The organism is Streptomyces sp. 5-10, from assembly GCF_014712245.1.
GTDB lineage: Bacteria > Actinomycetota > Actinomycetes > Streptomycetales > Streptomycetaceae > Streptomyces > Streptomyces violaceusniger.
In genome coordinates, this window is record NZ_JACVYG010000055.1 from 1 (window position 1) to 25,049 (window position 25,049).

The window sequence follows — 25,049 nt, forward strand, 5'->3', positions numbered from 1 at the left end:
GTGGGCCGGGCGCGGTGCGGTGGGCCGGGCGGATTACCCTCGTCCCATGCTTGTCACTCCCTGTGTGCGCCGCCGTCGGGTGCGCCGCCGCACCGCGCGGAGGTCCCGTTGATCGACGCGCTGACGGTCGCGCTCGGTGTGACCGCGCTCCTCCTCGCCGCGTGGTGCGGCTTCGCCGCCTACCGGAACCAGCCGACCAAGGACTGGCACTTCATCGGCATGGCCGTGGTGGCCCTGCTGGCGATCGTGCAGCTGGTCATAGGGGTGGTGCGGCTGGCGGGCGGGGCCGACCCGCAGCAGGGTGTGGCCATCTTCGTGGCGTATCTCATCGGCTCGGCGCTCGCGGTGCCGATCGCGGCGTTCATGTCGCTGACGGAGCGGACCCGCTGGGGGTCGGCGACGGTCTCCGCTGCGGCCGTGGTGCTGGCCGTGCTCGAGGTGCGGCTCTATGACATCTGGGGAGGCGTCGGTGGCTGAATCACGGGAGGCGTCGATGACCGAGGACTCGGCGGCCGGGAAAGCGGCCGGGAAAGCCGGGGAGGCGACCGGAAATCCGGAATCCGCCGCGCGCACCGGGCTCGGTCAGGGCCCGGGGCGGCTGCTGGTGATGCTCTACGGGGTGTTCACCGTGGCCGCCGCGTCCCGCTCCGTCTACCAGCTGATCGCCCAGTACCAGGAGGCCCCGCTCGCCTACCTCCTCTCGGCGGTCTCCGCCGTGGTGTACGCGTTCATCACGGTCTCGCTGGTGCGCGGCGGCGAGGGCGCCCGTAAGGCGGCGTTCGTCTGCTGTGCGCTGGAGCTGCTGGGGGTGCTGACCGTGGGCACCTGGACTCTTGCCGACCCCTCGGCCTTCCCGGACCAGACGGTGTGGTCCGACTACGGGATGGGCTATCTGTTCATCCCGATCTTCCTGCCGGTCACGGGCCTGCTGTGGCTCAGGAAGGCCCGCCGGGGCTGACCCCGGCGGGCCCGCGGCCCTGCCTTCCGCGTCAGGCGCTGGCGGCGTACGCCGTGGCCGTGGCGTCCTTCTCCAGGGTGACCAGGCTCAGCCGGCGGTTGACCTCCTCGGTGCCCACCTGGGCGTAGCCGTAACGGCGGTACAGCCGCAGATTGCCGTCGCTGCGGTGGCCGGTGAACAGCCGGTACCGCTTGGCGGCCCGCTCCTCGGACAGCCGCTCCTCGATCGCCGCGAGCAGCCGTCCGCCCAGGCCGTGCCGCTGCATCCGCGGGTGGACGATCAGCTTGCCGATGGCGGCGGTCCCCTTGTCGTCGACGGCTCCGCGGACCGAGCCGACGACCTCCTCGCCGAGCCGGGCGACGAGCACACAGCCCTCGCTCAGTTCGGCGCGCAGGTCGTCGAGCGACTGCGTCAGCGGTTCGATCGAATAGTCGCCGTAGAGCTCCGCCTCGCCCTGGTAGCACAGATACTGCAGCTTCAGGATCTGCTCGGCGTCGTCCGCGGTCGCCGCGGAGATGGTCACGCTCATGCCCATGTGCGCATGCCTCCCCTATGTCGTCAGTCCACCGGCCGCGATGAGGGTAGGAGTGCGACCGGGGGTTCATGGCCTGGGTGGAGGCGCCGCGTGATCGGCGTCCGCCTCCGAGGCGCCGGTTGTCTATCGCTCCTTTCCCCACGGTTCAGGAGCCGCAACCTCCGCCGTGAGCATTCTGCGCAGGCAACCCAGACATCGGGAACGTACCGGGCCCAGACTGCCCTGTGACATTCCCAACTGACCGGCGATTTCGCGATACGTGGGATCCCTCCGGGAGAGCATCGCCGCGAGCAGCGCGGGGCAGCGCCCGGGCAGCCGCCGCACCGCCGCGCGCAGCGTCCGGCGGGTCTCCGCGGCCAGCACGGCGTGTTCGGCGGGGTGGGACTCGGGGCCGCTGGGCGGGCCGCCGGCCACCGGGTCGTACGGCACCTCGCGGCGCGCCCGGCGCCTGGCCCCGCGCACCTCGGCCCGTACGGCGCAGCGCAGCCAGCGGGCGGGGTGGGGCGGCGGTCCGGTGTCCCGGGTGCGTTCCAGCAGCCGCAGCCAGACGGCCTGTTCGAGTTCGGCGGGCTCGACGCCGACGCCGTGTGCCTCGGCCGCCGCCTCGGCGGCCAGCAACGGGCCCAGCTGCTTCACAAGGTCCATGCCGGGCGGGACGAGGGGCGGTCGTGGGGTGGTTGCCGGGTGACCGCGGTCTCACCCGACCGGGGAAGCGGCGGGGCCGCGCCTTGACGCTCGCGCGTCCCCGCCGCCGCCTCTCACGGACGGATCACTTGCGGAAGTCCGCCGCCGCGAGCAGCGCGGTGTCCGGGTTGTCGGAGAAGATTCCGTCGATTCCGGTCGCGAAGTATGCCTTGAACGCCCCGAAAGCGTCACCGTAGGCGTTGGGGTCGCTGCCGCGGCGGAAGTCGGCCGGGAGGAAGGTGTTCTCGTTGCGCATGGTGTACGGGTGCAGGATCAGCCCCGCCGCGTGCGCGTCCTTCACCACACTCGTCGGCGTGCCCAGCTTGCCGTCCGGCGTCCGGGGGATGATGACCGACAGATCGGGGCCGATGCCCTGGGCGTAGCTCGCGATCCACTTGAGCCCCTCGGGCTTGACCAGGTCCGCGACCGTCCGCGGGTCGTTCGCCTCGACGAAGTCCCAGGGCCGGCTGTTGACGGTGGACAGCAGCACGACGGCCGGGGTGTCCACCAGCTTGCGCAGCCGCTGGATGCTGCTCGGCTCGAAGGACTGCAGGAACAGCGCCGCGTCCTTCTTGTGGCGGCCGTACCGGCGCAGCAGCCTGGCCAGTGGCTCCTCGAGGCCGAGGCCGAGCTTGCGGAAGTAGGTGGGGTGCTTGGTCTCCACGTACAGCCAGATCCGGCGGCCGCGCTCGCGGCCCTCGCGCTCGGCCCACTGGAGCACCTCTTCGAAGGTGGGCACCGCCCAGCGGCCGTCGTAGAGGGTGTTGCGCTGGCGGTTGCCCGGGATGCGCTCCTTGGCGCGCAGCGTCTTCAGCTCGGCGAGGGTGAAGTCCTCGGTGAACCAGCCGGTGAGCTTGGTGCCGTCGACCGTCTTGGTGGTCTTGCGGTCGGCGAACTCCGGGTGGGCGGAGACGTCCGTGGTGGCCGTGATGTCGTTCTCGTGGCGGCAGACCAGATGGCCGTCCTTGGTGGGGACCAGGTCCTGCTCGATGATGTCCGCGCCCATGTCCAGGGCGAGCTGGTACGAGCCGAGGGTGTGCTCGGGCCGGTAGCCGCTGGCGCCGCGGTGGCCGATCACGGTGGGGACCGGCAGCTCATGGCCCCGGCCGGACGTTCCCGCGGCCGCGTTTGGCGCGGTCTGCGTCCCCGCGGCCGTCGCCGTGCCCGCGCCGCTCAGCGCCATCGCTCCCGCGCCGAGGGCCGCGGCCCCCAGCAGGGCGCGCCGTCCGGGCTTCTGCTCCCGCTCCATGCAGCACTCCTCGATGTGGTGTTCAACACCTGTCAAATCCCGTCAGAGAACGGCCTGATGGTAGGCGTGGGCGGCTTTCCTCCGGGAGACATCGGGCGAAACGCGTGGGGAACGTGGGTCAACACCGCGTATCAGGTGGGTGAACCTGGTGTGCGCCGGAGCGCGACCGGCGAGTATCGTCCTCATCGGCGCTCTGGTGCGGTACGAGGTTGACGGACCGCACACGGTTGCGTCCCAGACCTTGACCCCGACCGGAGGGCCCGTGTCCCGATTCGCGTTTCTGAAGGCAGTACTCGGTCCGCTGATGCGCCTGATGTTCCGCCCACGGGTCGAGGGGGCCGAGGGCATTCCGGGCTCGGGCCCGGTGATCCTCGCCGGGAACCATCTCACCTTCATCGACTCGATGATCCTGCCGCTGGTCTGTGACCGTCAGGTCTTCTTCATCGGCAAGGACGAGTACGTCACGGGCAAGGGCCTCAAGGGCCGCCTGATGGCCTGGTTCTTCACCGGCGTCGGCATGATCCCGGTGGACCGGGACGGCGGACGCGGCGGCGTCGCGGCGCTGATGACGGGGCGCCGGGTGCTGGAGGAGGGCAGGGTCTTCGGCATCTACCCCGAGGGCACCCGCTCCCCCGACGGCCGCCTCTACCGCGGCCGCACCGGTATCGCCCGCCTCGCGCTGATGACCGGCGCGCCCGTGGTGCCGTTCGCGATGATCGGTACCGACCGGATCCAGCCGGGCGGCAAGGGGCTGCCGCGGCCGGGCAAGGTCGAGGTCCGCTTCGGCGAGCCGCTGGAGTTCACCCGCTACGAGGGCATGGACCGCGACCGCTATGTGCTGCGGGCCGTGACCGACGAGGTGATGAGCGAGGTCATGCGGCTGTCGGGGCAGGAGTACGTGGACATCTACGCCACGAAGGCGAAGTCGGCCGCATAACGGCTGACGCCTGACGTTTCGGGCGAACCGCGGCGGTCCGGTGGTTCCGGGCCGCCGCGTTTGTGTGTCCGGGCCGGGTTCGGCCGAGAACGCCGCCTCGCGGTCCGGCGGGCCGACGGTCCGGCCGGTGTCGCGGGGCACCCGTTTTACGGAAGGCCTGATTCCGCTACCCGCTGGTCACCACCGGGCGCGGCCACTATGGTGCCGCGGGTGACCACGATGACCGTGCCCTCCCCCGACTTCGTGATGCTGCGCGGTCGGCGGTTCGCCGTGACCGATTTCGGCGGACCGGGCGCCCCGGTCCTGGCCCTGCACGGCCACTTCGGCCGGGGCCGGATGTACGCGCCGCTGGCCGCCGCCCTCGCCCCCGAACGGCGGCTGATCGCCCTCGATCAACGGGGGCACGGGCTGACCGGCGGCGGTGGCCCCTTCACGCTGGACGAGTACGTGGCCGACGCCGCCGCGCTGCTGCGGGAGCTGGGTCTCGGCCCGGTCCCGGTCGTCGCCCACTCCACGGGCGCGGTGGGCGCGTACGCGCTGGCCGCCCGCCACCCGGACCTGGTGAGCGCGCTCGTCGTCGAGGACATCGGCGCGGTGACGGACCGTCCGGTGGTCAGCCACCCGGTGCTCGATGTCTCCGGCTGGCCGACCTGGGCCGTGGACCGGGAGAAGCTGCGCGCGGCCATCGAGTCCCGGGGCATCCCGGACGCCTCGTACTTCCTGGACAGCGCCGAGCCGGACCCGCAAACGGGCGGCTGGCGGCTGCTGTTCGAGCCCAGCCACATGATGGCGTCCCAGCAGGCCATGTGTGGTGACTTCTGGGACGACTGGCTGGGCTCAGCCTGCCCCGCGCTGCTGATGCGCGGCGAGCACAGCTCGCTGCTTCCGCCGGGCCACGCCCACGAGATGGCCACCCGCCGCCCCAACACGCGGCTCCGCGAGTTCGCCGGGTGCGGTCACTGGATCCACGACGACGCGCCCCGGCCGTATGCCCGTGCGGTCCGTTCGTTCCTGAGCCTGTTGTAGCGGGTACGGTGCCCGGCGGTACGCGTACGCCTGCGGCGGGCCACGCGGCGGAGCCGCATATCGATGCTTTCCCCTCCCCGCCCCTTCCCTCAACTGGGGCTGAAGCCCCAGACCCCGGGGCCCGGGGCGAAGCCCTGCCACGTGGCGGACACCTCGTAGCCGTGTCTCTCCCCCCGTCCCCCCGCACGCCCTCCGGGCGTGGCCTCAATCGCCGGCCGGGCTTGACGGCGAGCCGTCAGGCCCAGGGCAGCTGCGAGCGGTGGTGCCAGTAGGCCTCCGGGGGCTCGGCCAGTTCCTCCAGCCGGGCCAGCCGGGACTCGTCCAGGCGGAGGTCGGCGGCGGCCAGGTTGGAGCGCAGCTGGTCGGTCGTGGCGGCGCCGGAGAGGACGACCGTCACCCAGGGCCGGTACAGCACCGCGGCCAGCGCGACGGCGTCCGGAGTGGCGCCCGTCTCCTCGGCCACCTGGCACAGGGCCTCCGGCAGCCGCTCGGCCGCCTCGGTGAGCCGGCCGTTGGCCACGGCTTCCTTGACGATGACCGCCCGGCCCGCCGCATGGGCCTCGGCCAGCGCCGCCCCGGCCGAGGGCTCCAGCAGGTTGTAGGTGGACTGGACGGTACGGAACAGCGGCCGGCCGTCGACCTCCACGGCCAGCGCGGCGCGGATCGCCTCGGCCTGGCGCGGACCGCTGGTGGACACGCCGACCGTCACGCCCTCCGCGGCGAGTTCCGCCAGCCGCGCGTGCAGCCCGCGGTCGGTGAGGGCGGGGCTGTCGAGGGTCACCGAGTGGATCTGGTAGAGGTCCAGCCGGTCGCCGAGCAGCGCGTCGGTCAGCTCGCGCTGCCGCTCGAAGGTCTCGACGCCATGGTCCTTGACCTCGTGCGTCTCGGCGTCCGTACGCCACTCGGCGACATACGTATAGCCCCACTTGGAGCCGACGACCACGTCCCGCGCGGCGTCCGGGCGGTCCCGCAGCCAGTCGGCCAGGAACTCCTCGGCCCGGCCGTAGGAGCGCGCCGCGTCCAGATAGCGCACCCCGGCGGCGTACGCGGCGTCCAGCAGCTCATGGCTGCGCCGCCGCATCACCTCGACCGGGCGCTCGGCCGGGAGGTCACGGTCCCGGCCGAGGTTGATGTAGGCGGGGCGGCCGACCGCGGCCAGGCCGAGCCCGATCCGGGCCACTCCCGCCCCGGGGGTCGCGATCTCCGCGAGACGTTCGACACCCATGGCTCCGTCCCCACCTCTCCCTTTCCGTCTCTCGCTGACCGTCTCTCCCTGGCCGTCTCTCCGCGTCAGCGCTTGGCGCCCGCCCACGCGTACTGAGCGGCCAGATCCTCCTTGACCTCCGCGAGCTGGGCCCGCACCGCCACGGGGGCGGTGCCACCGCGCCCGCCGCGCGCGGCCAGCGCGCCCTGCACATTGAGGACGCTCCGGACCTCGGGCGTCAGATGCGGCGAGATCTTCGCGAACTGCTCGTCGGTGAGCTGGTCGAGCTCGATGCCCGTCCGCTCGCACTCCTTGACGCATTCCCCCGCGACCTCGTGTGCCACCCGGAACGGCACGCCCTGCCGCACCAGCCATTCGGCGATGTCGGTGGCGAGCGAGAACCCGGCCGGGGCCAGCTCCTCCATGCGCTCGCGGTTGACGGTCAGCGTGGCCATCATCCCGGTGAAGGCCGGGAGCAGCACCTCCAGCTGGTCGCAGGAGTCGAAGACCGGCTCCTTGTCCTCCTGGAGGTCGCGGTTGTACGCGAGCGGCAGGGCCTTGAGCGTGGCCAGCAGCCCGGTGAGGTTGCCGATCAGCCGGCCGGACTTGCCGCGCGCGAGCTCCGCGATGTCCGGGTTCTTCTTCTGCGGCATGATCGAGGAGCCGGTGGAGAAGGCGTCGTGGAGGGTCACGAAGGAGAACTCCTTCGTGTTCCAGAGGATGATCTCCTCCGCGATCCGCGACAGATCGACGCCGATCATGGCGGTGATGAACGCGAACTCGGCCACGAAGTCACGGGAGGCCGTGCCGTCGAGCGAGTTGGCGGACGAGCCCCGCTCGAAGCCGAGGTCGGCCGCGACCGCCTGCGGGTCGAGACCCAGCGAGGACCCGGCCAGCGCGCCGGAGCCGTACGGCGAGACGGCGGTGCGCTCGTCCCACTGCCGCAGCCGCTCCGCGTCCCGGGACAGCGCCTGGACATGGGCGAGGACATGGTGGGCGAAGAGCACCGGCTGGGCGTGCTGGAGGTGCGTACGGCCGGGCATCGCCACGTCCGGGTGCGCCTCCGCGAGTCCCACCAGGGCCTGCTGGAGGTCGGCGATCAGCCCGCCGATGATCCGGGCGTGGTCGCGCAGATACATCCGGAAGAGGGTGGCGATCTGGTCGTTGCGGGACCGTCCGGCCCGCAGCTTGCCGCCGAGGTCCGGGCCCAGCCGCTCCAGCAGTCCGCGCTCCAGGGCGGTGTGGACGTCCTCGTCGGCGATGGTGCCGGTGAAGTCGCCGGAGGCGACATCGGCCTCCAGCCGGTCCAGGCCCGCCAGCATCCGCTCCAGCTCATCGGGGTTGAGCAACCCCGCCGTGTGCAGCACCCGGGCGTGGGCGCGGGATCCGGCGATGTCGTACGGCGCCAGGCGCCAGTCGAAGTGCACGGAGGCGCTGAGCTTCTCCAGTGCCTCGGACGGGCCGTCGGCGAAGCGGCCGCCCCAGAGCCGGACGTCGCCGCTGTTGCCGTTGCTCACGCTGTTGCTCCTGTCGGCTGTGGGTGTGCGACCGCCTCCCCGCCGCGGAGCGGGGAGGCGGCTCGTGATGCGTCGCGTACATCGGGTACGCGGGCTTGACGCTGATGCGAAGGCTACTGCCGCAGGTCCCGCTTCGCGGCGATCTTGCTGGACATCCCGAAGATCTCGATGAAGCCCTTGGACAGCGACTGGTCGAAGGTGTCGCCGGTGTCGTAGGTCGCCAGGTGGAAGTCGTACAGCGAGGTGTGCGACTTCCGTCCGGTGACGACGGCACGGCCGCCGTGCAGGGTCATCCGGATCTCGCCGGAGACGTGCTCGTTCGCCTCGGCGATGAATCCGTCCAGGGCCCGCTTGAGCGGCGAGAACCACAGACCGTCGTAGACCAGCTCGCCCCAGCGCTGCTCGACCTGCCGCTTGTAGCGGGCCAGCTCGCGCTCGACGGTGACGGCCTCCAGCTCCTGGTGGGCGGTGATCAGCGCGATGGCGCCGGGCGCCTCGTAGACCTCCCGCGACTTGATGCCCACCAGCCGGTCCTCGACCATGTCGATCCGGCCGACGCCCTGGGCGCCCGCCCGCTCGTTCAGCCGCTGGATGGCCTGGAGCACGGTGACGCGCTCGCCGTCGATCGCGACGGGGACGCCCTTGTCGAAGGTGATGATCACCTCGTCGGCCTCGCGCGGGGTGGCCGGGTTCGAGGTGTACTCGTAGACGTCCTCGATCGGCGCGTTCCAGATGTCCTCCAGGAAGCCGGTCTCCACGGCCCGCCCGAAGACGTTCTGGTCGATCGAGTACGGGGACTTCTTGGTGGTCGCGATCGGCAGGCCCTTGGCCTCGCAGAAGGCGATCGCCCTGTCCCGGGTCATCGCGTAGTCCCGGACCGGCGCGATGCAGGTCAGATCGGGGGCGAGGGAGGAGATACCGGCCTCGAACCGCACCTGGTCGTTCCCCTTGCCGGTGCAGCCGTGGGCGACGGTCCCGGCGCCGTGCTTGCGGGCGGCGGCCACCAGGTGCTTCACGATGGTCGGCCGGGACAGCGCGGAGACCAGCGGGTAGCGGTCCATGTACAGCGCGTTGGCCTTGATCGCCGGAAGGCAGTACTCCTCGGCGAACTCGTCCTTGGCGTCCGCGACCTCCGCCTCGACCGCCCCGCAGGCGAGCGCGCGCTTGCGGATGACGTCCAGGTCCTCGCCGCCCTGGCCGACGTCCACGGCGACGGCGATGACCTCGGCACCCGTCTCCTCGGCGATCCAGCCGATGGCGACGGAGGTGTCCAGGCCGCCCGAGTAGGCGAGTACGACGCGCTCGGTCACGGGTGCCTCCTTACGATCCATACGCTTTCTCTGCATGAGTATGCACTGCACCGTATGTTTCGTCAAAGCGGCGGGCGCCGGACCCCCACCCGGTCCCGCTCCGTACGCCGCCGGACGTCCGCCATCAGCTTGACCAGCAGGCCGGCGAGCACCGTGCGCTCCTCGTCCGACAGGCCGCGCACCAGCCTGGCCTCGCGACCGAGCACGGTGTCGACGGACCGCTCGATGAGGGCGTGGCCCTCGGCCGTCAGACACACCAGGACGGCGCGGCGGCCGGTGGTCCCGGGTCTGCGCACGACGAGGCCGTCCCGCTCGGCCCGAGCGACGCGCTGCGAGATCGCTCCGGCGGTCACCATGGTCCGGCGGGCGATCTCGCGCGTACTCAGGGCGTAGGGCGGGCCGGAGCGGCGGATGACGGACAGCAGATCGAGGGTGGCCGCGTCGATCCCCGCCGCGCGCAGCGCCCGGTCGCGGTCGTCGGCGAAGAGCTTTCCCAGCCACCAGATGGGGGTGACGATCTCGATCGACTCCGTGGGGGCACCCGGGCGCTCCCGCTGCCAGGCCGCGGCGATGTCCGCGGCGGAGTGGACGGCCCCGGGCTCCTCCGATGCGCCATAGGCACCGGGCTCCGGGACATCGGGGGTGGGGTCGGGGTCGGCCATGGATGCGTTCTCCTGTCGCCATGAGTTACGTTTAGACCTAAACGTAGCTGAGTGGAGGAGGACTTGTGAGCCGTACCGTGCTCATCACCGGTGGCACCAGCGGCATCGGCCGCGCCATCGCGGAGGCGTTCATCGCCGACCAGGCGGAGGTCTTCATCACCGGCCGCCACCCCGACACCGTCGAACAGACCGCCAAGGAGACGGGTGCGCACGGCGTCGTCTGTGACGCCGGCTCCCCCGAGCGGGTCGCCGCCCTCGCCGACCGGCTCGGCGAGCTGGACGTCCTGGTCAACGCGGCGGGCGGACTGCCCGAGGCGGCGTCCGACGGCCTCTCGCCCCTGGACGCGCTGCTCGCCCAGTGGCACAGCAGCCTGTCCCAGAACCTGCTCACCGCGGTGCTGACCACCGCCTCGGTCCAGGAGAAGCTGACCGGCGGCGGTTCCGTCATCAGTATCGGCTCGATCGGCGCCGAGCGCCGGGGCGGCTCGTACGGCGCGGCGAAGGCCGCCCTGGCCGCGTGGAACGCCTCGACCTCCGCCGAGCTCGCGCCGAAGGGCGTCACCTGCAATGTCATCTCCGCGGGCTTCATCGCCGGTACGAACTTCTTCCAGGGCCAGATGACCGACGAACGCCGCGCCGCGCTCGTGGCGGAGACCCACAACAAGCGTGCGGGCACTGTCTGGGACATCGCGCAGACCGCCTTCTTCCTCGCCTCGCCCGGCGCGCGGCACATCACCGGACAGACCATTCACGTCAACGGAGGCGCTTTCACCACGCGGTAGCACCTGCCCATTCGACCGCCGGGCTGAGACCATGGCGGGGCGGGGAGCGCAGCTGCGGACCGAGGGGGAGTCGGGGCCGGTGCAGAAGAAGCAGATGATGGTGCTCGGCGCGTTCGTGGTCGGGGTCCTGTGGATCAACAACCACGGTGACGGCAACACCCGCGACGACAAGTCGCCGAATCCCCATCAGACGGCCCGGTATCCCGTCCACTTCGAGAGGGACGACGGGAAGAAGGACGCCGGGAAGGACGCCAAGAAGCGGCCCAAACCGCGCTCAACGGTGTCCTACCCGATCAAGTTCCACCATCGGTGACATCCGTGGAGGCACGGACGGCGGACCGCTCCGGCCGAGACGACTCCCACCCGCCCAAGGCCGTTCATGGCGCCGTGGGAAGGCGTTCGGAACCGGAACGCACGCTGACCGCCATGAATCACCTGAACCCTGCCCCCAGCCGCCGCCGGTTCCTCGCCGCCACGGCGGTCGGCCTCGGCGCCACCGCCGCCGCCGGGACGTCCGGGGTGGCGGCCGCCGCCACCGGCCCGCGGCCGCTGCGCGTGGCCACGTTCAACATCCACCATGGCGCGAGCCCCGCCGACGTGCTGGACCTGGACCGCGTCGCCCGGGTGATCCAGGCCATGCGGGTGGACGTCGTCGGCCTTCAGGAGGTCGACCGGTTCTGGAAGCGCAGCGGCTCCGTCGACCAGCCCGCCTGGCTGGGCGAGCGGCTGGGGATGCATCACGCCTTCGGCGCCAACCTCGACCTGGACCCGGAGGAGCCCGGCCGGCCGCGCCGCCAGTACGGCACCGCGGTGCTCTCCCGCTGGCCGATCCGGTCCTGGACCAACACCCCTCTGCCGCTCGTCCCCGGCCATGAGCAGCGCGGTCTGCTCCGGGCCACGCTGGGCGTGCGCGGCACCTGCGTCGACTTCGCGGTGACGCATCTCCAGCACAACGACAACCAGGAGCGCGAGCGCCAGTCCGCCCGGATCGTCGAACTCCTCGGCTCCTCCCCCGAGCACACCGTCCTGGTCGGCGACCTGAACGCCACGTCCGAGACCCCGGAGATCCGGATCCTGACCGACGCGCTCGGCGATGTGTGGCCCCAGGCCGGCACCGGCGACGGCTTCACCTACGACTCCGTCAACCCGCACGCCCGTATCGACTTCCTCCTCCCCTCCCGCGACCTGCGCCCGCTCACCGCCCAGGTGTTCACGGCGGACCCGGAGGCGTCCGACCACCTGCCGCTGGTGAGCGATCTGCTGCTGCCCGTGCACCACCGCCGGTGACGCCCGAACCTGTGAATCCTGAGCCGGACCTGTGAGCGCCGGGCCGAAACCTGTGAATTCGCGCGGCCTTTGAGTCATCCCGCGCTCGCGGCCGTATTCCCTTGCGCCGGAGCCCAAGGGAAGGGGACAGGCCGTGACGACGCTACTGAACAGCCGGGCCGGACGGCGGCAGGCCATGCGCCGCATCCAGCCTCGCCGTTCGCCCGCCGTGCCGCTGATCCTGCTCGCCTTGGCAGGCGCGGCGGCGGTGCTGTCGCTGTGGTGGCAGAACACTCCGAACGTCGAGGGCACCGCGCAGTGGCTGACCCACGCCGGGCGGCTCAGCGGGCTGCTCGGCGGCTATGTCCTCGCCCTCGTCGTCCTCCAGATGGCGCGCGTTCCGGCGCTGGAGCGGCGGGTGGGGTCGGACCGGGTCTCGCGGTGGCACGCGTTGAGCGGGCGGTACGCGCTGTGTCTGATCGTGGCGCATGTGGGGCTGATCATCGCGGGCTACGCGGAGCAGGCGGGCACCGGCTTCGTCGACCAGTCGGTCACCGTGGTCATGGACTACCCGGACATGATCAAGGCGGTGGTCGGCACCGCGATGCTGGTGGTGATCGGGCTGATCTCGGCGGGGATGGTGCGCCGCCGGATGCCGTACGAAGTGTGGTACTACCTGCATCTGTTCACCTATCTGGCGGTCTTCCTGACCTTCTGGCACCAGCTCGCGACCGGCGCGGAGTTCGTCGGGAACAAGACCGCGGAGACCGCCTGGTACGCGCTGTACGGCGCGGTGACCGCGCTGGTCATCTGGTACCGGCTGCTGGTGCCGCTGCGGCTGAACCTGCGGCACCGGATGCGGGTGGAGGCCGTCGTACCGGAGGCGCCCGGGGTGGTGTCGGTGCTGATCAAGGGGCGCAAGCTGCATCGGCTCGGGGCGCAGGCCGGGCAGTTCTTCCGATGGCGGTTCCTGGCCCCGGGGATGCGCTGGGGCTCCCATCCGTACTCGCTCTCCGCGCCGCCCCGGCCGGAGCTGCTGCGGATCACGGTGAAGGCGGTGGGCGGCCACAGCACGGGGCTGGCCTCGCTGGAGCCGGGGACGCGGGTGTGGGCGGAGGGGCCGTACGGGGCGATGACCGCGGCGCGGCGCAGCCGCGGCAAGGTGCTGATGATCGCGGGCGGGGCCGGGATCACCCCGATCCGCGCGCTGTTCGAGACGCTGCCGGGCAAGGGCAGCGACCTCACCCTGCTCTACCGGGCCCGCAGCCTCGAGGACCTGGCGCTGTGGAACGAGCTGAAGCAGATCGCGACCGAGCGCGGGGCCCGGCTGCTGTACGCGGTGAACGGCCCGGACGGCGCCCGGCCGGAGATCACCGCCGAGCGGCTGCGCCATCTGCTCCCCGACATCGAGGACCACGACGTCTATCTGTGCGGCCCCCCGGGCCTGGCCGAGCACGCGTACGGGGCGCTGCGTGAGGCGGGGGTTCCGGATCGCCGGATCCACCACGAATCCTTCGAGCTGTGACCGAGACCTTCGAGCCGTGACCCAGTCGTTCGAGCTGTGACCGAGGTGAAGCCATGAAGAGGAAGCATCCGCTGCGCCGCATCGTCGTGGGCACGGCCGCCACCGTCTCCGGTGTGGTGCTGCTGCTCGCGCTGAAGCAGCCCGGTTCGGGGGGCGGCCAGGCCGTCGCCGGGAACCAGCCGGGGCAGGCGCCCCCGGTCGCGGCCACGGCACCGCCGGGCGGGGCGGGCGCGGGGGCCGGGGCGGGTGCGGGCGGCGCCCGTACGGTCACCGGGGACGCCGTGCAGACGCAGTACGGCCCGGTCCAGGTGAGCCTGACCGTCGACGGTGGGAAGATCACCGGCGCGCAGGCGGTCAAGACGCCGGACTCCGGCCCGCGCAGCGAGCAGATCGCCAAGGACTCCATCCCCAAGCTCAACCAGCAGGCGGTGGCCGCGGCGAAGGTGGACACGGTCTCCGGGGCCACCTACACCAGCGAGGGCTACGCCAAGTCCCTGCAGAGCGCGCTCGACAAGGCGGGTGCCAAGTGATGTACGGAATGGACGAACCCGAGCCGCTGCGCCATGTCGAGCACGTCATGGGCACGGTCTTCTCCTTCGACGTCCGCGAGGTCGCGCCCGCCGACCGGCCCCGGGTGCAGGCCGCGCTGGACGGGGCCGTGGTGGGGCTGCACCGGGTGGACGAGCTGTTCTCCACCTACCGCCGGGACAGCCAGATCAGCCGGCTGGGGCGCGGTGAGCTGACGCTGTCGCGCTGTGCCCCCGAGGTCCGCGACGTGCTGCGGATGTGCGAGGACGCCGAGCACCGCAGCGGCGGCTGGTTCACCGCCCGCTACGCCGGTGGCCGCCTCGACCCGACGGGCCTGGTCAAGGGCTGGGCGGTGGAGCGCGCCGCCCGGATGCTGGTCTCCTCGGGCGCCGGGTCGGTGTGTGTGAACGGCGGCGGCGACGTCCAGGTGCACGGCGGCCCCTGGCGGGTGGGCATCGCCGATCCGCTGCGCCGGGGCGAGCTGGCGGCGATCGTGGAGGCCCACGGCGAGCTGGCCGTGGCCACCTCGGGCCCGGCCGAGCGGGGCTGCCACATCCTGGACCCCCACACCGGCCGCCCCCCGGCGCAGGGCCTGGCCTCGGTCACCGTGATCGCCACCAGCCTGGCCGACGCGGACGCCGTGGCCACCGCGGCCTGCGCCATGGGCGCCGAACGCGCCCGCCCCTGGCTGGGACGGCTCCCCGACGCCGAGGCTTATCTCATCACCGCGGACGGCTCCACCTGGCACACCAGCGGCTTCGCCCGCTATTCGGCGGGGCTGTGCGTATAGGGCCACTGCTCAGCGGCGCTCACTCCTGGTCGCGGATCGCCTCCGCCAGGACCTGGACATGGCCGTGGTCGAGGTCCTTCACGGCCGTGAGGAGGGTCAGGGGGCCGGAGGCGGTCAGCTCGATGAGGTGGGCGACGGCCTCCCGGCGCTCCGGGGTGGTGAGCTCGGCGCGGTAGCGGCGGGTGAATTCCGGGAAGAGGTCCGGGTCGTGGCCGTACCAGCGGCGCAGTTCGGTGGACGGGGCTGCCTCCTTGGCCCATTCGTCCAGCTGGGCGTCGGCCTTGGCGAGGCCGCGCGGCCAGACGCGGTCGACCAGGACGCGGGTGCCGTCGTCCGGGTCGGGGGCGTCGTACACCCGGCGGATCCGGATCGGGGGTTCGGTCGCGGACGCTCGCGCGGAGGCTTTCTTGGTGGCCATACGCCCATGGAACCATCGCCCCGGCGACCATCCGCAGGGATAATGCGCCACATGGGAAAGGTGTACGAACGCATCGACGGCAGACTCCGCACCTTCATCGAAGAACAGAAGATCTTCTTCACCGCCACCGCCCCGCTGGCCGAGGACGGCACGGTGAACCTCTCCCCGAAGGGGCTGACCGGCTCCTTCGCCGTACTCGACGAACTGACCGTGGCCTACCTGGACTTCGCGGGGAGCAACGCGGAGACCATCGCCCATCTGCGGGAGAACGGCAGGATCACCCTGATGTGGTGCGCCTTCACCGGCCCGCCGAACATCGTGCGCGTCCACGGCCGGGGCGAGCCGGTGTTCCGTGACGATCCGCGCTTCCCCGCACTGCTCGAGCACTTCCCGGACATCGATGTCGACGCCCACGGGCTGCGGGCGGTCATCGTGGTGACGGCCGAGCTGATCCGGGACACCTGCGGCTACGCGGTCCCGTATCTGGACTACCGCGAGGACCGCCCGCTGCACGCCTCCCGCTTCCGGCGGGAGGACGACGAATCGCTGGACCGCTACTTCCACAAGAAGGAGCACATCGCCAGCAGCATCGACGGTCTGCCGGGGCTTCCGCTTCCGCTGCCGCCGCTCCCTTCCACATAGTGGGTGTAGTGACCACATAACGAGACGGTGTTGCGGAAAGCGCCTCCGGAAGCGTTCCATCACGCGGTGCGATCCGAATCGAAGAGCTCCGCGGCCAACTCCTCGACGACGGCGGGGCAGGCGCCCTCGCCGTCACCGGAGCCCGCCGCCGCCGACCGGGCGGCCCGGCGGGCCGTCACCGTCTTCCCCCTCCTCGTCCTCGCCGCCGGTGCGGCGGGCCTCGCCACGCCCGGCACCTTCAGCGGCTGGGCGCCGAATGTGCCCTATCTGCTCGGCGTGGTCATGTTCTGCATGGGGCTGACCATGACCCCCCGGGACTTCTCCGGTGTGGCCAAGCGGCCCTGGGCGGTGGCGCTCGGGCTGGTCGCGCACTATGTGATCATGCCGGGTCTTGGATGGCTGATCGCCCACGCCCTCGGCCTCTCCCCGCAGTTGGCGGCCGGTGTCATCCTGGTCGGCTGCGCGCCGAGCGGAACGGCCTCCAATGTGGTGACGTACCTGGCGCGCGGCGATGTGGCGCTGTCGGTGTCGGTCGCCACCGTCTCCACGGTGCTCGCGCCGCTGGTCACCCCGCCGCTGACGCTGCTGCTGGCCGGGGAGTTCCTGCCGGTGGACGCGGAGTCGATGGTCACCGACATCCTCAAGACCGTGCTGCTGCCGGTGGTCGGGGGGCTGGTCGTACGGCTGGTCGCCGGGCGGTTCGTCCAGCGGGCGCTGGGGCTGCTGCCCTGGCTGTCGGCCGTCACCATCGGCGTGATCGTGGCGATCGTGGTGGCCGCGAGCGCGGACGCCATCAAGTCGGCGGCGGCGCTGGTGCTGCTCGCCGTGGTGCTCCACAACGGGCTCGGCCTGGCGCTGGGCTACGGGGCGGGGAAGCTGGCCCGGCTGGGCGCGCCCGCCAGCCGGGCCATGGCCTTCGAGGTCGGGATGCAGAACTCCGGGCTCGCCGCCTCCCTGGCCGCCGCCCACTTCAGCCCGCTGGCCGCGCTGCCGGCCGCCGTGTTCTCCGTCTGGCACAACGTCTCGGGGGCGGTGGTGGCGGCCTGGATGGCGTACCGGGCGCGCAGGACGGAGACCGGCTGACGGCGACGGCCCGGCCCGCCCCCGGACGCGGCTGACGGCCGACCCCCGTCCGGCCGTCAGCCGATCCTGTCCGGCCGTCGGACGACGGCCGGCTCCCACGCCCGGTCGACCACCCGCACCAGGCCCTTGTCGGTGAGCTTGATCCGCGGCGAGACGGGCAGCGTCATGGTCGAGATGCTCATGAAGGCATTGCGGTGCCGCCAGCCCCACCGGTGCAGCGCCTCCCGTACGGCGGCCGCGCCCCGGGCGACCGCGGCGGCCGGGGCCGGGGACATCACGCCGCCCACCGGCAGTGGGAGGTGGACGACCGGCTCTGCGGCGACGGCCACACAGATGCCACCGTGGGAGCCGATCACCCGATTGGCCGCATGGCGCAGCGCGGTGGCGTCGGTGGCGACGACGGTGAGGTTGTGACTGTCGTGTGCGTACGTGGTGGCGACCGCGCCCTCGGCCAGCTCGAAGCCGACCACGGGGGCCATCGTCCGGCGGCCGGAGCGCTGGTGGCGCTCGTACACCGCGAGCACGGCCGTCCTGCCCTCCCACTTCACGGTGCCGTCCCGTACGGGCAGCACGACCTCGGCCGGTTCGGTGAAGGTGTCCACGGGGTTCACCCGCAGCGCCCGGAAGGTGTGTTCCCCATCGGGCAGCTCCACCCGCCAGCGGCAGTCGTCCTCGTCGAGCGGGCTGAGACGTACCGAGTCGGCGAAGGGGTTGCGGACCGGGGCCGTCGCGTCGGCGTCGGCGGCCTCGACGACCTGTCCACCGCAGACGACGGTCACCGGCGTCGGGTCCTCCAGCGCGCGCAGCAGGACGAGGTCGGCCCGCTTCCCCGGTGCCACCACGCCACGGTCGTCCAGGCCGAGGCGGCGTGCCGGGTGCAGGGTGAGGGCCCGGAGCACGGTCAGCGGGCTGAGCCCGGCGTCCAGCGCGACCCGGGCGATATGGTCCAGATGTCCGCGCTCGAGGATGGCATCGGCTGCCAGATCGTCCGTGACCAGGCAGAAGTCGGGCAGGACGGGGAGCTCGCGGAGGCGGGCCACCAACTCGGGGGTGAGGCACTTCTCCTGGAGCATCAGCAACATTCCGAGCCGGGCCTTCTCGACGGCGACCTCGGGGGTGTTCTTGGTGTGGTCGGAGTCGATCCCCGCCCAGAGGTACTCGCCCAGATCGTCACCGGTCAGGCCCGGGCAGTGGCCGTCGAGCCGGACGCCCTTGCGCCGGGCGGCCTCGACGATCGACCGCATCCGCGGGGAACCCTCGACGACGGCCCGGTAGTCCATCACCTCGCCGAGCGTGGTCACCCCGTCCCAGTCGAGCATCTCGGCGATGTCCTCGGCGGTGAGCCGGGATCCGGCGGTCTCGAAGCCCTCGAGCGCGGGGACGCAGGAGGGCACGGCCCACAGCATGGTCTGCGCGGGCGCGCGGCCCTGCTCGATCATCCAGGCCATGGCCTCGCGCCCGGCGACGTTGACGATCTCGTGCGGATCGGCGAGCACAGTGGTGGTACCGCGCCGCACCGTGATCCGGGCGAACTCGGCGGGGGTGAGCAGCGAGCTCTCGATGTGCATATGGGCGTCGATGTACCCGGGCGCCAGCAGCAGCCCCTCGGCGTCCAGGACGCGGTCGGAGTCGATCCGCACACCGGGCGCGACCACGGCTCGGATGAGGTCCCCGGTCACCACCACGTCCGCCGGCCGGATCTCGCCGGTGTGCACCGAGACGACGCCGGCACCACGGATGAGGAGATCGCAGCGGCTTGGCATCGGCATGGGGGTCTCCTGCTCGTTCTCTGCTCTGGAATCGGGAGGGGGCGGGTGCGTCGGCCCTACGCCGAAGCGCCCGGCGCGGCAGCGCTCCGTACGGCAGCACCTGACACGGCAGCGCTCCGTACGGGGGCACTCGGCGCGGGCGCGGTGTGCGCGCCGTAGCGGTCACGCAGCCGCGACATCAGGAACGCGCGGAACGCCTCCGCGTCGACGCCCGTCGCCACCTTCGCGTTGGGCGGCAGGCCGGTGCGCCCGTGGACGTCGGCGACCAGCGCGCCACGGGTGAACTCGCCCGCGCATTCCACGGTCACCCAGGCCTCGGTCCACTGGAGGAGGTCCGGCCGGACGGCCGCAGCGACAGCGAGCGCGTCGTGCACGGCGCAGGCACGCACGGCGTGGCGGCGGGCGTAGCGCTCGATGAGATGGCTCAGCATCCGCCCGGCCGCCGAGGTCGCGGGCGCGCCGTCGGCGATCAGTGCCTCGGCGTCGGCGAGCGGGGTCAGGGCCTTACGGGTCACATCGAGCCCGACGATGCGCAGCGGCACCCCGGCCTCGGCGACGTAGCGGGCGGCCTCGGGGTCGGCGTGGAAGTTGAACTCGGCGGCGGGCGTGGTGTTGCCCGGGGCGAAGGCCGCGCCGCCCATGATGACGATCTCCGCCAGCCGCTCCCGGACGTCGGGGTGGGTGTGCAGCAACGCGGCGACGTTGGTGAGCGGCGCCGTGGCGATGAGGGTGATCTCTTGGGGGGCGCCGACACGGATCCGTTCGGCCATCCAGTCCACGGCGTGGCCGGGGTGGGCGGCCCGGGTGGGCGTGGGGAGTTCCACACCGCCCAGGCCGTACGCGCCGTGCACCGGCTCGTCGGGGTGGCGCAGCGCGCGGGCCAGTGGGCCGGCGTAGCCGCGGAGCACCGGGGTGGCCGCCGCGGCGCCGCCGATCAGGTCGCACAGCCGCAGGGCGTTGTCGACGACCTGATCGAGTCCGACGTTGCCCGCGACGGTGGTCACGCCCACGACGTCGAGTTCGGGTGACGCGTACGCCAGCAGCAGCGCGATCGCGTCGTCGATCCCGGGGTCGCAGTCGATGATGGCCCGGTGGGGGACCTGGCTCATCCGGAGACCTCGCGCTGGAAGCGGTCCACCCACGCGTCGTTGTGATCGACCGCGTAGCCGAGGTCGGGGGAGGTGAACCCGGCGGCGGACGGGTCGCTCGCGGCCTCGCCCGCCACCTTGGTGAGGGACGCGGGCACCTTGGCGTCCTTGTTGACCGGCTTGTCGTTGAAGGAGGCGGCGGCCTTCTCCTGGACGTCCGCGGAGAGCAGATAGTTGATGAACTTCTCGGCGCCCGCCTTGTTCTTGCTGCCCTTGACGATCTGGGCGGTGTTGGCGGCGACGTAGCGGCCCTTGTCGAACGGTGCCCAGCCGATGGGCTTGCCGGCCTTGGCCGGGTCCACGGCGAACAGGTCGAGGCCGGGGGCCATCTCGACCTCACCGCGGTCCAGGAGGCTCACCAGTTCGGTGCTGCGGTTGAAGAACTTGAGCACATTTGGCTTGAGGTCGGAGAGCTTCTTGAATCCGGCGTCGGCGTCCTTGGGGCCCGTGCCGTACGTGGCGGACGTGGCCTCCAGGAAGGGCATTCCGGCGCTGGTGGACATGTCGGGGACGGCGACCTTGCCCTTGTGCTCGGCCTTCCACAGCTCGTTCAGCGTGGGCGGCTCGCTGAACTTGTCGGTGCGGTAGAGCATGCCGAGCAACTGGTAGGTGTAGGCGGGGCCGTAGCCGTCCTCACTCCTGGCGAACGCGTGCACCTTGGAGAGGTTGGGGACCTTCTTGGGGTCGATCTTGTCGAAGAGGCCCTGCTTCTGGCCCATGGCGGCGAAGAGGTCGGTGATCATGACGACGTCGACGGTGGGGTTCGCCTTGTTGACGCGGAGCTTGGTGAGCCGGTCGGCGTTGGCGCCGGTCTCCACGGTGACATCGATCCCGGTCTTCTTCTCGAACGGCTCGACCACCGTCTTCTCGAAGCGGTCCGCCCCGAAGCCGAAGGTGGAGACGGTCAGCTTCTTGGGGTCGGCGTCGGCGGTTTCGGCGCAGCCGGACAGGGACAGGGAGAGGGCGGCCGCGGCCGCCGCGCCGGCGAGGACTCTGGTGGTGTGGGTCATGCGGGACACTCCTGCTGTTTCGAGGTGGCCGGCCGGGCGTCGCCGTCGTCGCCGGCCAGGGGGACGGCCCGCGCAAGGGGCAGGTGGAGCCGTACCGGCTCCCCCGCGCGCAGGGTGTCGTCGGTGCTGATGGCGTGGAGGACCCGGTCGCCGACGGTGGCGGTGACCGCCACGTCCGTACCGCGGAAGCGGACCGCGGCCACGGTCCCCTCGACCACTTCACCGCCGGGGGGCGGCTTCTGTCCGGGGGCGAGGACGCCCACATGCTCGGGCCTGATGGTGATCGGGCCCCGGCCGGGGAGGTCGAGGAAGTTCTCATAGCCCAGGAACTCCGCGACGAAGCGGGTCGCGGGCGCCCGGAAGACCTCGCGCGGCGGGCCCTGCTGCACGATCCGGCCGCGGTCGAGGATCACCATGGAGTCGGCGAGCTCCAGCGCCTCCTCCTGGTCGTGGGTGACCAGGATGGCGGTGAGACCCGTCTCGCGCTGGACGCGCAGCAGTTCCTGCCGCATCTGGACGCGCAGCCGCGCGTCCAGGTTGGACAGCGGCTCGTCCAGCAGCAGCACCGAGGGGCGGATGGCCACCGCGCGGGCGAGCGCGACCCGCTGCTGCTGGCCGCCGGAGAGCTCCTTGGGCTTGCGCCGGGCGAGATGGGCGAGGCCGACCAGCTCCAGTACCTCGCCCACCCGGGTGCGGATCTCGGCGGCGGGCACGCCCCGCATCCGCAACCCGAACGCCACGTTCTTCTCCACGGTCAGATGCGGGAAGAGGGCGTACGACTGGAACACCATGCCGATGTTGCGGCGCTCGGGCGGCAGCCGGGTGGCCTCCTCGCCGTCGAGCAGGATGGTGCCGGAGCTGGGCGGGAGGAATCCCGCGATCATCCGCAGGGTCGTGGTCTTGCCGCAGCCGCTGGGCCCGAGCAGGGCGGTGAACTGTCCGCGCTCCACGGTCAGATCGATGGCGTCCACGGCCACCGACCCCGAGAACTCCCGGGTGATGGCCCGGAGCTGGACCACTGGCGTCGTCATCTGGCGCATCCCTACTTGCTGAAGACCTTGTTGAATCCGACGAGCCGCTCCGTGACCAGGGCGACCAGCACGGTCGCCACCAGCAGCAGCGTGCTCACGGCCGCGACGACCGGGTCGAAGGAGAATTCCACGTAATGGAGCATCTCGACCGGGAGGGTGGAGACACCGGGACCGTTGAGGAGCAGTGACAGCGGCACATTGTTGAAGGAGGTGAGGAAGGACAGCACGGCCGCGGAGACGATGCCGGGCGTCATCACCGGCAGGGTGATGTGCAGGAACGTCCGCAGCGGCCCCGCGCCGAGACCGCGTCCCGCCTCCTCCAGGGCGGGGTCGGCCATGGCGAGCGAGGCTCCGGTCACCCGCACCGCGTACGGCAGGAGCAGCACGGTGTGGCCGATCAGCAGCGCCCCGAGGGCGGTGATCCGCAGGGTGACCATCAGCTGCTGGAACAGGGCGAACCCCAGGACCAACTCCGGCACGATCGCCGGGGACAGGAACAGCGCCTCGATCGCCCGACGACCGCGGAACCGGCGGCGCTGGATCGCCAGCGCGGCCGGAACGCCGACCAGCAGCGCCAGGGCCGTCGCTCCGGCCGCCACCAGCGCGCTGGTGAGGAGCGCGTCCTGGAAGGGCTGGTGGGCGAGCGCCTTGGTGAACCACTTCCCCGACAGGCCCGGGGGCGGGAACTCGACGGTGTCACCGGAGGAGAACGCGATCGCGACGACGAGCAGGATCGGTCCGAGCAGAAACAGCAGCGCCAGCGCGGACAACGCGGTGAGCACGGGACGCCCTCGCATCAGACCGCCCCCACCCGGGACAGCCGGCCGGATATCCAGCTCGCGGCGAGCACCAGCACGGTCATGATCAGGGCGACCGCGCTCGCCGCGCTCCAGTCGAGCTTCACATTGGCGTAGTCGTACAGCAGCGTGGCCAGCGTGCGGTTGCGGGTGCCACCGAGCAGCAGCGGGGTGGTGAACGCGGTGACCGCGCCGGCGAAGACCAGGGTCGCGCCGACCAGCACGCCGGGCAGCGCGAGGGGCAGCACCACGCTCCGGAACGCCCGGCCCGGTTTGGCCCCGAGCCCCCTGGCCGCGTCCTCCAGCTTGGCGTCGATATGGGAGAGCGAACTGTAGGAGGTCAGGATCATGATCGGGGTGAAGAGCTGGGTGAGCCCGGCGACCAGGGCGAATTCGGTGTAGAGCAGTTGGGTGCCACCGTCCACGAGCTTCAGGTCGATCAGCACGGAGCTGATCAGTCCGTTGCGGCCGAGGATGACCAGCCAGGAGAAGGTGCGGACGACGGTGGAGAGCAACAGCGGAAAGACGGCGAGCGCGAGCAGCAGGCCCTGACGGCGCCTGGGTGCCCGGGAGATCAGGTAGGCCACCGGGAAGCCGAGCAGCAGACAGATGACCGTGGTGAGGGCGGCGACCCGGATGGTCCGGGCCGCCACCTGAAGGACGTAGGCGTCACCGAGCATCCCGCCGAGCTTGCCGAGTACATCGGGGTGCTCGGCGGCGGGCGGAGCGAACAGGGTGACGCCGAAGGGATAGAGGAAGCCGAAGGCGAGCAGCGCCACCCCGGGCAGGAGCAAGAGGCCAGACGCCGCTCTGCGTGACACGAACCCGTCCTCCGTCGACAATACGGTGCGCCGTGCGCCACCACCGATGTGCAACCGGTTGCAGCAACCGGTTGCAGGCAAGGTACGCTAGGCCCGGGGAGGCCGTCAACGGCCATCGGTTAAAACCGTGTAACCGGCAACGAGAGCAGGGGCGGATGGTTCGACTGGCAGACGTCGCTCGAGCGGCGGGCGTGTCCACTTCCACGGCGTCACGCGCGCTCAGCAGGCCCGACATGGTCGCGGCGGAGACCCGGGAGCGGGTGTCCCTCGTGGCCGCCGAGATGGGATTCCGGCTCAACGCCACCGCCCGCGCCCTGACCACCGGCCACACCGGGCTGGTGGGAGTCATCGTCCCCACCCTCGCCAACCCCTTCTTCCCGCCCATCGTCACGGGCGTTCAGCAGCCCCTCACCGAGGCGGGCGGAAACGTCCTGCTCGGCGTCTCCGACCACTCGGCGGACCGTGAGCGGGAGTTGGTGCACCAGCTGGGCCCGCGGGTCGACGGGCTCATCCTGGTCGCGCCGGTCAGCCCGGACGTCGCCCTGCGCTCGTTCGCCGAGCGGCTGCCCGTGGTGACGGTGGACCGCACGGCCCCGGGGCTGCCCGGGGTGGTGGTGGACACCCCCGGCGGAGTAACGAAACTGATGGACCATCTCCTCGGCCTCGGCCACCGTCGCATCGCCTACCTCGGCGGTCCGCCCGGCTCCTGGATGGACCGGCAGCGCCGGAAGGCCGCCCTGACCGCGGTGGCCGACGGCGGCGGTGAACTGATCGTCCTGGATCCCGTACCGCCGCGGTTCGACGCCGGACTGGCCACGGCGGAACTCCTGGTGCGGCAGGAGACCCCGATCACCGCCGTCATGGTCTACAGCAGCTATGTGCTGCTCGGCCTCTTCATGGGACTGGGCAGCGCCGGACTGCGGGTCCCGGAGGACATCAGCCTCGCCGCCTCCGACGACCTGACCGTCATCGGCATGACCCAGCCGGGCAGCACCGCGCTCCATGTCCCCCTCCAGGAGGCAGGAAGCGAGGCATGCCGACTGGTGCGCGAGGCCCCCGCGGCGGGCTCCCGGCCACCGCGCGTCCGGATCGCCACGCGGCTGGTGGTGCGCGACTCCACCGCGGCGCCGCCCAGCGGCTCGACGCGCACACCGCCGCTGACGTCACGCGCCCCGTCGCACACCCCGTCGCGCGCCCGGAAGAGTTAGAGGGCGCGCGGATAGGTGGGGCGGCGTCGCGGGGCGATGGGCGGCGCCTGGCGGCGTTGTCGTCGGTCGACGACGCTCCGCGTCGCCTCCCTCCTCCGCCTTGCCATGCTTGCCCCTCGCCCCGCTCCTTCCTCCACCCCACCTATCCG

The 25,049-nt window shown here is 71.9% G+C and carries 27 protein-coding genes; 13 read left to right on the forward strand and 14 right to left on the reverse strand.

Annotation, left to right across the window (positions count from 1 at the left end; translation table 11 throughout):
• Window positions 1-108: 108 nt before the first annotated feature.
• Entirely contained in the window at window positions 109-477 is a 369-nt protein-coding gene (locus tag IEJ02_RS39110) for a hypothetical protein (protein ID WP_191069137.1), read from the forward strand.
• 16 nt (window positions 478-493) lie between these two features.
• Window positions 494-958, forward strand: coding sequence for a hypothetical protein (locus IEJ02_RS39115; protein ID WP_191069181.1), 465 nt, complete (start codon window positions 494-496; stop codon window positions 956-958).
• 31 nt (window positions 959-989) lie between these two features.
• On the opposite strand, the gene IEJ02_RS39120 is transcribed toward IEJ02_RS39115, so the two are convergent.
• From IEJ02_RS39120 to IEJ02_RS39130, 3 genes are all read right to left on the reverse strand, one after another.
• Complete coding sequence (locus IEJ02_RS39120) at window positions 990-1,493, reverse strand: GNAT family N-acetyltransferase (protein WP_137980308.1); 504 nt, start codon at window positions 1,491-1,493, stop codon at window positions 990-992.
• A 123-nt stretch (window positions 1,494-1,616) separates the two neighbouring features.
• Window positions 1,617-2,138, reverse strand: coding sequence for a sigma-70 RNA polymerase sigma factor region 4 domain-containing protein (locus IEJ02_RS39125; protein WP_191069138.1), 522 nt, complete (start codon window positions 2,136-2,138; stop codon window positions 1,617-1,619).
• Window positions 2,139-2,262: 124 nt separating this feature from the next.
• A complete protein-coding gene (locus IEJ02_RS39130) occupies window positions 2,263-3,426 on the reverse strand; it encodes a glycerophosphodiester phosphodiesterase (RefSeq protein ID WP_137980306.1) in 1,164 nt (387 codons plus the stop codon).
• A gap of 262 nt (window positions 3,427-3,688) precedes the next feature.
• On the opposite strand from IEJ02_RS39130, the gene IEJ02_RS39135 reads away from it, so the two are divergent.
• Both IEJ02_RS39135 and IEJ02_RS39140 read left to right on the forward strand, forming a co-directional pair.
• The gene (locus IEJ02_RS39135) at window positions 3,689-4,363 is read left to right on the forward strand and encodes a lysophospholipid acyltransferase family protein (protein ID WP_020867138.1); all 675 of its coding nucleotides are present in this window, start codon (window positions 3,689-3,691) and stop codon (window positions 4,361-4,363) included.
• A 219-nt stretch (window positions 4,364-4,582) separates the two neighbouring features.
• Complete coding sequence (locus IEJ02_RS39140; RefSeq protein WP_191069182.1) at window positions 4,583-5,389, forward strand: alpha/beta fold hydrolase; 807 nt, start codon at window positions 4,583-4,585, stop codon at window positions 5,387-5,389.
• 235 nt (window positions 5,390-5,624) lie between these two features.
• Here IEJ02_RS39140 and IEJ02_RS39145 read toward each other — a convergent pair whose 3' ends face one another.
• From IEJ02_RS39145 to IEJ02_RS39160, 4 genes are all read right to left on the reverse strand, one after another.
• A complete protein-coding gene (locus IEJ02_RS39145; protein WP_191069139.1) occupies window positions 5,625-6,614 on the reverse strand; it encodes an aldo/keto reductase in 990 nt (329 codons plus the stop codon).
• 65 nt (window positions 6,615-6,679) lie between these two features.
• The gene (gene argH, locus IEJ02_RS39150) at window positions 6,680-8,110 is read right to left on the reverse strand and encodes an argininosuccinate lyase (RefSeq protein ID WP_137980303.1); all 1,431 of its coding nucleotides are present in this window, start codon (window positions 8,108-8,110) and stop codon (window positions 6,680-6,682) included.
• A 113-nt stretch (window positions 8,111-8,223) separates the two neighbouring features.
• A complete protein-coding gene (locus IEJ02_RS39155; RefSeq protein ID WP_191069140.1) occupies window positions 8,224-9,420 on the reverse strand; it encodes an argininosuccinate synthase in 1,197 nt (398 codons plus the stop codon).
• 62 nt (window positions 9,421-9,482) lie between these two features.
• On the reverse strand, window positions 9,483-10,082 hold the full coding sequence (locus IEJ02_RS39160; RefSeq protein WP_191069141.1) for a MarR family winged helix-turn-helix transcriptional regulator: 600 nt from the start codon (window positions 10,080-10,082) through the stop codon (window positions 9,483-9,485).
• A gap of 65 nt (window positions 10,083-10,147) precedes the next feature.
• Here IEJ02_RS39160 and IEJ02_RS39165 point away from each other — a divergent pair, with 65 nt between their 5' ends.
• From IEJ02_RS39165 to IEJ02_RS39190, 6 genes are all read left to right on the forward strand, one after another.
• Window positions 10,148-10,864, forward strand: a complete 717-nt coding sequence (locus IEJ02_RS39165) for an SDR family NAD(P)-dependent oxidoreductase (protein WP_191069142.1) — start codon at window positions 10,148-10,150, stop codon at window positions 10,862-10,864.
• A gap of 31 nt (window positions 10,865-10,895) precedes the next feature.
• On the forward strand, window positions 10,896-11,177 hold the full coding sequence (locus IEJ02_RS39170; protein WP_191069143.1) for a hypothetical protein: 282 nt from the start codon (window positions 10,896-10,898) through the stop codon (window positions 11,175-11,177).
• A gap of 113 nt (window positions 11,178-11,290) precedes the next feature.
• Window positions 11,291-12,151: an endonuclease/exonuclease/phosphatase family protein gene (locus IEJ02_RS39175; RefSeq protein WP_191069144.1), complete on the forward strand. Its 861-nt coding sequence runs from the start codon at window positions 11,291-11,293 to the stop codon at window positions 12,149-12,151.
• Between the two features lie 133 nt (window positions 12,152-12,284).
• Entirely contained in the window at window positions 12,285-13,655 is a 1,371-nt protein-coding gene (locus IEJ02_RS39180; protein ID WP_191069145.1) for a ferredoxin reductase family protein, read from the forward strand.
• Window positions 13,656-13,708: 53 nt separating this feature from the next.
• Entirely contained in the window at window positions 13,709-14,185 is a 477-nt protein-coding gene (locus IEJ02_RS39185; protein ID WP_191069146.1) for an FMN-binding protein, read from the forward strand.
• An 8-nt stretch (window positions 14,186-14,193) separates the two neighbouring features.
• Complete coding sequence (locus IEJ02_RS39190; RefSeq protein WP_174890225.1) at window positions 14,194-14,973, forward strand: FAD:protein FMN transferase; 780 nt, start codon at window positions 14,194-14,196, stop codon at window positions 14,971-14,973.
• Window positions 14,974-14,992: 19 nt separating this feature from the next.
• On the opposite strand, the gene IEJ02_RS39195 is transcribed toward IEJ02_RS39190, so the two are convergent.
• On the reverse strand, window positions 14,993-15,391 hold the full coding sequence (locus tag IEJ02_RS39195; RefSeq protein ID WP_191069147.1) for a DUF488 domain-containing protein: 399 nt from the start codon (window positions 15,389-15,391) through the stop codon (window positions 14,993-14,995).
• A gap of 51 nt (window positions 15,392-15,442) precedes the next feature.
• Here IEJ02_RS39195 and IEJ02_RS39200 point away from each other — a divergent pair, with 51 nt between their 5' ends.
• Complete coding sequence (locus IEJ02_RS39200; protein ID WP_191069148.1) at window positions 15,443-16,033, forward strand: pyridoxamine 5'-phosphate oxidase family protein; 591 nt, start codon at window positions 15,443-15,445, stop codon at window positions 16,031-16,033.
• A gap of 66 nt (window positions 16,034-16,099) precedes the next feature.
• On the forward strand, window positions 16,100-17,116 hold the full coding sequence (locus IEJ02_RS39205) for a bile acid:sodium symporter family protein (protein ID WP_191069149.1): 1,017 nt from the start codon (window positions 16,100-16,102) through the stop codon (window positions 17,114-17,116).
• Between the two features lie 56 nt (window positions 17,117-17,172).
• Here IEJ02_RS39205 and IEJ02_RS39210 read toward each other — a convergent pair whose 3' ends face one another.
• The 6 genes from IEJ02_RS39210 to IEJ02_RS39235 are packed head-to-tail and all read right to left on the reverse strand — an operon-like array spanning window position 17,173 to window position 23,692.
• The gene (locus IEJ02_RS39210; RefSeq protein ID WP_191069150.1) at window positions 17,173-18,885 is read right to left on the reverse strand and encodes an adenine deaminase C-terminal domain-containing protein; all 1,713 of its coding nucleotides are present in this window, start codon (window positions 18,883-18,885) and stop codon (window positions 17,173-17,175) included.
• A 56-nt stretch (window positions 18,886-18,941) separates the two neighbouring features.
• The gene (locus IEJ02_RS39215; RefSeq protein WP_191069151.1) at window positions 18,942-19,994 is read right to left on the reverse strand and encodes a nucleoside hydrolase; all 1,053 of its coding nucleotides are present in this window, start codon (window positions 19,992-19,994) and stop codon (window positions 18,942-18,944) included.
• Window positions 19,991-21,043, reverse strand: a complete 1,053-nt coding sequence (locus IEJ02_RS39220; protein ID WP_191069152.1) for an ABC transporter substrate-binding protein — start codon at window positions 21,041-21,043, stop codon at window positions 19,991-19,993. Before IEJ02_RS39220 ends, IEJ02_RS39215 begins: the two co-directional genes overlap by 4 nt.
• Complete coding sequence (locus IEJ02_RS39225; RefSeq protein WP_165556287.1) at window positions 21,040-22,074, reverse strand: ABC transporter ATP-binding protein; 1,035 nt, start codon at window positions 22,072-22,074, stop codon at window positions 21,040-21,042. The genes IEJ02_RS39220 and IEJ02_RS39225 overlap by 4 nt, the downstream gene beginning before the upstream one ends.
• A gap of 11 nt (window positions 22,075-22,085) precedes the next feature.
• Window positions 22,086-22,871 carry an ABC transporter permease gene (locus IEJ02_RS39230; RefSeq protein ID WP_191069153.1) on the reverse strand — a complete coding sequence of 262 codons (786 nt, stop codon included), beginning with the start codon at window positions 22,869-22,871 and terminating at the stop codon, window positions 22,086-22,088.
• Entirely contained in the window at window positions 22,871-23,692 is an 822-nt protein-coding gene (locus tag IEJ02_RS39235; RefSeq protein ID WP_275559276.1) for an ABC transporter permease, read from the reverse strand. The genes IEJ02_RS39230 and IEJ02_RS39235 overlap by 1 nt, the downstream gene beginning before the upstream one ends.
• Window positions 23,693-23,847: 155 nt before the next feature.
• On the opposite strand from IEJ02_RS39235, the gene IEJ02_RS39240 reads away from it, so the two are divergent.
• Window positions 23,848-24,900: a LacI family DNA-binding transcriptional regulator gene (locus tag IEJ02_RS39240; protein WP_191069154.1), complete on the forward strand. Its 1,053-nt coding sequence runs from the start codon at window positions 23,848-23,850 to the stop codon at window positions 24,898-24,900.
• Window positions 24,901-25,049 lie beyond the last annotated feature (149 nt).

Bases quoted from the DNA above. Each gene is read 5' to 3' on its own strand.
- IEJ02_RS39230 (WP_191069153.1), bottom strand. From the start codon at position 22,871: ATGCGAGGGCGTCCCGTGCTCACCGCGTTGTCCGCGCTGGCGCTGCTG.
- IEJ02_RS39240 (WP_191069154.1), top strand. From the start codon at position 23,848: ATGGTTCGACTGGCAGACGTCGCTCGAGCGGCGGGCGTGTCCACTTCC.
- IEJ02_RS39170 (WP_191069143.1), top strand. From the start codon at position 10,896: ATGGCGGGGCGGGGAGCGCAGCTGCGGACCGAGGGGGAGTCGGGGCCG.
- IEJ02_RS39125 (WP_191069138.1), bottom strand. From the start codon at position 2,138: ATGGACCTTGTGAAGCAGCTGGGCCCGTTGCTGGCCGCCGAGGCGGCG.
- IEJ02_RS39225 (WP_165556287.1), bottom strand. From the start codon at position 22,074: ATGACGACGCCAGTGGTCCAGCTCCGGGCCATCACCCGGGAGTTCTCG.
- IEJ02_RS39175 (WP_191069144.1), top strand. From the start codon at position 11,291: ATGAATCACCTGAACCCTGCCCCCAGCCGCCGCCGGTTCCTCGCCGCC.
- IEJ02_RS39115 (WP_191069181.1), top strand. From the start codon at position 494: ATGACCGAGGACTCGGCGGCCGGGAAAGCGGCCGGGAAAGCCGGGGAG.
- IEJ02_RS39130 (WP_137980306.1), bottom strand. From the start codon at position 3,426: ATGGAGCGGGAGCAGAAGCCCGGACGGCGCGCCCTGCTGGGGGCCGCG.
- IEJ02_RS39185 (WP_191069146.1), top strand. From the start codon at position 13,709: ATGAAGAGGAAGCATCCGCTGCGCCGCATCGTCGTGGGCACGGCCGCC.
- IEJ02_RS39215 (WP_191069151.1), bottom strand. From the start codon at position 19,994: ATGAGCCAGGTCCCCCACCGGGCCATCATCGACTGCGACCCCGGGATC.
- IEJ02_RS39140 (WP_191069182.1), top strand. From the start codon at position 4,583: ATGACCGTGCCCTCCCCCGACTTCGTGATGCTGCGCGGTCGGCGGTTC.
- IEJ02_RS39195 (WP_191069147.1), bottom strand. From the start codon at position 15,391: ATGGCCACCAAGAAAGCCTCCGCGCGAGCGTCCGCGACCGAACCCCCG.
- IEJ02_RS39145 (WP_191069139.1), bottom strand. From the start codon at position 6,614: ATGGGTGTCGAACGTCTCGCGGAGATCGCGACCCCCGGGGCGGGAGTG.
- IEJ02_RS39210 (WP_191069150.1), bottom strand. From the start codon at position 18,885: ATGCCGATGCCAAGCCGCTGCGATCTCCTCATCCGTGGTGCCGGCGTC.
- IEJ02_RS39190 (WP_174890225.1), top strand. From the start codon at position 14,194: ATGGACGAACCCGAGCCGCTGCGCCATGTCGAGCACGTCATGGGCACG.
- IEJ02_RS39160 (WP_191069141.1), bottom strand. From the start codon at position 10,082: ATGGCCGACCCCGACCCCACCCCCGATGTCCCGGAGCCCGGTGCCTAT.
- IEJ02_RS39120 (WP_137980308.1), bottom strand. From the start codon at position 1,493: ATGGGCATGAGCGTGACCATCTCCGCGGCGACCGCGGACGACGCCGAG.
- IEJ02_RS39200 (WP_191069148.1), top strand. From the start codon at position 15,443: ATGGGAAAGGTGTACGAACGCATCGACGGCAGACTCCGCACCTTCATC.
- IEJ02_RS39220 (WP_191069152.1), bottom strand. From the start codon at position 21,043: ATGACCCACACCACCAGAGTCCTCGCCGGCGCGGCGGCCGCGGCCGCC.